Consider the following 5,763-nt stretch of genomic DNA (forward strand, 5'->3'; position numbering starts at 1 on the left):
CAGAGGCTATGTTGCAAGACAATAATATTTATGATGTAGATATAGTTTGTGTACCTGGTCAGTTGAGTGATCATTATAATCCACTCAAAAAAACGGTTAATTTATCCAAAGATGTTTACTACGGAGCAAATGCTGCCGCAGCGGCGGTTGCTGCCCATGAATGCGGACACGTTTTACAACATGCCCAAGCTTATAAACCGCTAGAATTGAGATCAAGGTTAGTTCCGATACAGAATGCCAGTGGTAAAATTTTAAATATCATAATGCTTGCTTCCATCTTTGGTGGAGCGGTGTTCTTCAATGCTTTTCCATTGGATTTAATTTTATGGGTACTCATCATTACCTATGGAATTTTTGCACTATTTGCGGTGGTAACCTTGCCGGTAGAGTTTGATGCCTCTAAAAGAGCCTTGCAATGGCTTAAATCAACAGGTGTTTCAACACAGGCCGAATATGATAGGTCTAAGGATGCTTTAAAATGGGCCGCTATGACTTATGTCGTCGCTGCCATAGGAGCGATTGTAACCTTGTTGTATTATGTTTCAATTCTTCTCGGAAGAAGAAATGACTAAGCAATAAATTTTCGAATTACATATCTAGCTCCTGTACATTATTGCATAAATGAAAGGCAGGAGTTTTTTAATGCCTCTAAGTTGCTTTCAATAGCAGTAAAGGTGGTTTGCAACTCTTGGGCGGTTCCTACTGAAAAAGCAATTCCTTCGTTTATGTGTATCGTTGCCTCCGGAAACTTATCATGGATAGGTCCAAAAACTACAGGTAATCCAAAGGCACTTGGTTCTAAAATATTGTGTAGCCCCGTACCAAATGCACCACCAACATAAGCCATCTTTCCGTATTGATAAACATTTGCCAAAATACCTATGCAGTCAATAATCAATAATTGAGTTTCTGAAGATATAGATTGCTCAATTTTGGTATATCGTTCTGCTTTTAAAGAGAAAGTTTTTAGTATCTCAAGTGTTCTTTCCTCACCCACTTCATGAGAAGCTAGGATAATTTTACCTCTATAAGTCGTGTTTAAATACGGAGCGAGAATCTCCTCGTCCGCCTTCCATGAGCTTCCGATAATCAGGGCTTTTTCTCCGTTTAGCCAGTTTTCTATTACGGGTAATGAAGCTACTTTTTTCGCATTTTCCATTACGCGGTCGTAACGCGTGTCACCCGTAATCTTGTAGTTATTGATGCTGATACTTTCTAATAATTGGGCACTCTTTATATTTTGGACAAAAAAATGGTCAAACTGTTTTAGAGCTCTTCTGAAATTTCCGCCATACCATTTAAAAAAGCTTTGTTGCTCTCTAAATAATGCCGAGATTACATACAATTTGCTTCCCTGTTTTTTAGCTTCAAAAATATAATTCAACCAAAATTCATATTTGATAAAAAATACAGCTTTGGGTTGAAAGTGCTGGATAAAGTCTTTTGCGTTCTTTTTAGTATCTAGAGGAAGGTAACAGATGTAATCTGCTCCTGAGTAATTTTTTCTTATTTCATAGCCGCTCGGACTAAAGAAGGTTAGCAAAATAAAGTCTTCGGGATGCTCTTTTTTGTAATCTTCAATGATGGGCCTACCTTGTTCAAATTCGCCAAGTGATGCTGCATGAAACCAAACCACATCCCCATCTGTTGTAGGAAGTGATCTACGCCAATTTTTTCGCCCCTTTACCCACTGTTTTGCTTTAGGGTTAAACAATGACGCAATGCGCACAATGAAGGCATATGCCCTTATTCCAATAGCGTAAAACAGCATTTAGTTCAGGTAAAAATCTTTCGGTTGTCGTTTATATATAGGAATTAACCACCCTGCTCTTAACCCTATTTGATGATCAAACCTAAGGTCTTTTGAAACCGGTACATCAGGTTGATCCCAGTTTAAATCTCTTTGGTTTCTTGTAAACCCTTGTTGAAAATACAGACCAGCGTAAAAATTATACACTCCTGTATTGGCCATAAAACTGTATCCTACAAATTGTGAAGTATTTACACCTATGGTTAAACGGTCATATCCCTTTCTGTAGTCGTTCTCAAATTGAGGAATGAAATCGTCGTTGGTTTCAATTCTGTATTTGTGGAGTAAATAACCAGCTCCTAATTGTACCATTAACCCTGAGTTAGGGTTGGGAGAGAGCACAGGGAAAATTTTACCGATACTGAAGTTAGCATTGAAACCTCTCATGAAAAGTAAGACGGTTCCGCTGTTACCTGCTTCCGCTTCAGAAATAATTCCGTTGGGATCTACAAAATTAGAAAGTAGAGATCTGTCTTTTATTATTCCTCCGAAATAGTAATTTCCATCAAATCCATAGATCCAGTTTTTTGAGGTTTTGTAACCTGCAAAAGTTCCTATTTGGTTGAAAAAACCAAAACGTTCTGCCAAATCGGCTTGTGGAAACGCACCTGTATATTGTATACCAACATAAGGGGTGCCGATAACGGTGTCTTTTACATTTCGTTGTGCTTGAACATTACTTACTAATAACAATAAGCTTATGAGGAGTACAAATCTAATCATGACACAAATTTAAAGAAGATTACGTAGCATCGTAAGTTTTATTGTTAAACAATTCCAAAAATGAACATGTCCACCTCTTTTAGCAAGGTGTATTTTGAATGACTTTTTTGCTCAACACCACATAGAAATTTCTACTATCTTCGTTTTATGGAAAAATCCAACGCTGAGATTCTTAAAGAATGGGTAGATCAATACAGTGATTACTTATTGAATTTTGCTTTGTCAAAAATAAAAGACAGGGATTTGGCCTTGGATTTTTTGCAAGACACCTATGTGTCTGCGCTCAAGAATCTACATACATTTCAAGGGAAAAGCTCTCCAAAAACGTGGCTTGTAAGTATTTTAAATCGAAAGATTATTGATTATTGGAGACAGCAGCAATCGCGTAAAACCAAACCAATTTCTCATTATGGTAACAAAGATGAAGGTTCACAAGATTGGATGTTAGATGCAGGTGAGGTGAGTGAAAATGATGGAGAATCGTCTTTAATATATGATGAAGAACGAATGATGCTCGAAGATTGTATCTCTAAACTTCCAGAACAATGGCAAGGTATTATTACGGCCAAATATTTCGAAAATAAAAAAGGAGAAGAGATCAGTAAGGAGTTTGATATAACTGCGTCCAATCTCTGGGTAATCGTACACAGGGCAAAGACAGCCTTAAGAGATTGTTTGGGGGCTAAATGGTTTTAAGAGATGAGTAAGAATTGTGAAGAAATACAAGTATTGCATGAGGAGCAATTATCTAAAGGGGTTGGTCTTTTAAGAAAAGCACGTATTAGATTGCATTTAATGATGTGTAAGTGTTGCAGGGATTATACGGCTTGTTCTGAAAAAATCGAAGAAACATTAAAAGCACAAACTTCAAGTACAAAAAGTAAGTGTACGGAAGAGGAAAAAGGGCGTATGAAAGCGCGCTTAATCCAAGATTGATACAAACTTGTAGGTGTGCTGCGCTTCAATGAGTATTATTCTTACACTTCCATCTGCATTTGAATATCCTAGTCGAGGCACTAAAGAAGACTTCCTTTGAAATTTGGTGATGAATTTTTCATATTCCTTTTCTCCGGTACTATTGTCAAGCGTTAGTTTTGTTGTTGTGTAACCCGACCTTCTACGAAAACTTTCTCTTTGTTTTGAAGGATCAATGTAATCACCATCTTCTAAATAGTTTGCCAAATCATCATTGTAGATAACCACTAAATCTTGGTTGTCGTTTAAGTAAGAAAAGAAACTAGAGTAATAGCCTTTGTCGTTTGCTGTAACCTGAATTTTTGGAGCTTTGTTTATCCATTCAAATCTTCCGTCTAGGTTGAATCTGTAGCTTAATATATCGTTGTAGTAATAACGGGTTTCTGTTCTTAAATATCCACGAGAATCTGGATAGCTTTCTTCGAGTTTGTAGTATTGTTCTGCTACTCCGATAATACAGTTGTGCAAGGTGTCTATAAATGAATTTCTTAAGAAATAATCAGACATCGATAAATTTTCACGTTGTTTACGTACCTCCTCTTCGGTAAGTCCCATTAATAATATTTCAGTAGGAAACTCTTCGTAGGTTTCTATTTCCAGGTCCAAACGTGGGGAGAATTTTTTAAAGATAGCTCCATGAATTTTGTTGCTGATTTGATCGTGACTTTGGTGTTGATAAAAGCCGTGAACATAAAGAGATGAATCCTTACCTTCCTCAATTTCTACTTCATAGGCAACATCATCTTTTGTGTTATTCAAAACACTGTGGTATACCTCTTTGTTATCTAAGCGGTAAAGGTGACTTCTAACTAGTATGAATTTGTTCTTAAACAAACCTACATTTTCTTGGATACACTCTTTGTGGTAAGCAACGATTTTACCAGTTTTTGTTACCCAAAAATTAAAATCTATGTTGCCGTCTTTTGGTGATTTTAAATTAAAACGACCTCTATTGATGGTGTTTTTATCGCTGTCAATTACAACAAATTGGTAGGTGCTTATGGTATCTCCTTTTAAAGAGATGTCAACCATAATTCCTACATATTTTTTATTCGAAGAAATTTTAAATTGAAATGCAGAAGGTAATTGTCTGTTGCGAGGTAGGGGGTCTTCCATGATGAATTCAGCTTTGCCGAAATCACCGTCTTCTAGGTCTAAGCTTTCAATGTAAAGGTTGCGAGATTTTCCAACTTGGTCGCTGATAAAAGCAAAGCCTTTACCATCGACCAAGATGAAATCTTCAAATTTTCCTAAACTTCTGTTCACACGGTAAGGAGTTTCTATCTCCTTCACCTTCTGGTTGTTTACAAAATGTTCAAGTACTATCTTGTTTCTCCCTATACGCTGTTTTATCGATGTAGCAATGTATTCATTTGGACCAAGAATTTGAACTTCTTTAATAGCTCCAATGTTTTTAACATCTTGACCAATTTTGAAATCTTGACTAATTCCAAAAAACGTGATACATGCAGCGATAAGGGTGATAAATAATTTCATGGTTTTAAAATACAAAAAACCAGCAACTATTTACACTAATTGTACACCTGTATAGTTGCTTGGAGTAATTTCTTTTAATTCAGCTTTAATAACGTCACTAACGTTTAAAGTTTCAATGAAATTGTGTACCGTTTCTTTCGTTACTGCTTCATTTTTACGTGTCAAACCTTTTAAAGCTTCGTATGGTTTCTCGTATCCTTCTCTTCTTAAAACAGTTTGAATAGCCTCTGCTACTACCGCCCAGTTGTTCTCTAAGTCTTTAGCTAAAGCTGCTGGGTTTAACAATAGCTTCTCTAATCCAACCATTGTAGATTTAAATCCAATTAAGGCATGTCCAATAGGAACTCCTACATTTCTAAGAACTGTAGAATCTGTCAAGTCACGCTGTAACCTTGAAATAGGAAGTTTAGCTGAAAGGTGCTCAAATATTGCATTAGCCATACCTAAGTTTCCTTCAGAGTTTTCGAAGTCGATAGGGTTAACTTTGTGTGGCATAGCAGAAGAACCAATCTCTCCTTCTTTTAATTTTTGCTTGAAGTATTCCATAGAGATATACGTCCACATGTCTCTATTTAAATCAACAATAATTGTATTGATACGCTTCATTGCGTCAAATAACGCAGCTAAGTTATCGTAGTGCTCAATTTGTGTTGTGGTTTGAGATCTAGATAATCCTAAAGTGTTGTTTACAAAATTGTTGGCGAATTCTATCCAATTTCCACCAGGGAAAGCAACGTGATGAGCATTTAAGTTACCTG

Annotated in this window: 7 protein-coding genes; 3 read left to right on the forward strand and 4 right to left on the reverse strand. The window is 36.4% G+C overall.

Features of this window, described 5'->3' with window-relative positions; translation table 11 throughout:
* On the forward strand, positions 1–572 hold a 572-nt coding region (locus R3333_RS11965), incomplete at its 5' end, for a zinc metallopeptidase (RefSeq protein ID WP_318959011.1).
* Positions 573–610: 38 nt separating this feature from the next.
* Here R3333_RS11965 and R3333_RS11970 read toward each other — a convergent pair.
* On the reverse strand, positions 611–1,771 hold the full coding sequence (locus R3333_RS11970) for a 3-deoxy-D-manno-octulosonic acid transferase (RefSeq protein WP_318959012.1): 1,161 nt from the start codon (positions 1,769–1,771) through the stop codon (positions 611–613).
* Entirely contained in the window at positions 1,772–2,533 is a 762-nt protein-coding gene (locus R3333_RS11975) for a hypothetical protein (protein WP_318959013.1), read from the reverse strand.
* A 147-nt stretch (positions 2,534–2,680) separates the two neighbouring features.
* Between R3333_RS11975 and R3333_RS11980 the strand changes: the two genes are divergently transcribed.
* Positions 2,681–3,229: an RNA polymerase sigma factor gene (locus R3333_RS11980; RefSeq protein ID WP_318959014.1), complete on the forward strand. Its 549-nt coding sequence runs from the start codon at positions 2,681–2,683 to the stop codon at positions 3,227–3,229.
* 3 nt (positions 3,230–3,232) lie between these two features.
* Positions 3,233–3,469: a hypothetical protein gene (locus R3333_RS11985; RefSeq protein WP_318959015.1), complete on the forward strand. Its 237-nt coding sequence runs from the start codon at positions 3,233–3,235 to the stop codon at positions 3,467–3,469.
* Here the strand turns inward: R3333_RS11985 and R3333_RS11990 are convergent.
* Entirely contained in the window at positions 3,455–5,005 is a 1,551-nt protein-coding gene (locus tag R3333_RS11990; protein ID WP_318959016.1) for a hypothetical protein, read from the reverse strand. The two genes, R3333_RS11985 and R3333_RS11990, sit on opposite strands and share 15 nt — an antisense overlap.
* A gap of 30 nt (positions 5,006–5,035) precedes the next feature.
* The coding region (locus R3333_RS11995; RefSeq protein WP_318959017.1) for a lyase family protein at positions 5,036–5,763 on the reverse strand (728 nt) is incomplete at its 5' end.

The sequence above is a fragment of the Lishizhenia sp. genome (genome assembly GCF_033720595.1).
GTDB lineage: Bacteria > Bacteroidota > Bacteroidia > Flavobacteriales_D > Crocinitomicaceae > Lishizhenia.

What these genes read in the sequence shown, in the direction of transcription:
- R3333_RS11980 (WP_318959014.1), top strand. Translation starts at nt 2,681, where the DNA reads ATGGAAAAATCCAACGCTGAGATTCTTAAAGAATGGGTAGATCAATAC.
- R3333_RS11985 (WP_318959015.1), top strand. Translation starts at nt 3,233, where the DNA reads ATGAGTAAGAATTGTGAAGAAATACAAGTATTGCATGAGGAGCAATTA.
- R3333_RS11975 (WP_318959013.1), bottom strand. Translation starts at nt 2,533, where the DNA reads ATGATTAGATTTGTACTCCTCATAAGCTTATTGTTATTAGTAAGTAAT.
- R3333_RS11990 (WP_318959016.1), bottom strand. Translation starts at nt 5,005, where the DNA reads ATGAAATTATTTATCACCCTTATCGCTGCATGTATCACGTTTTTTGGA.
- R3333_RS11970 (WP_318959012.1), bottom strand. Translation starts at nt 1,771, where the DNA reads ATGCTGTTTTACGCTATTGGAATAAGGGCATATGCCTTCATTGTGCGC.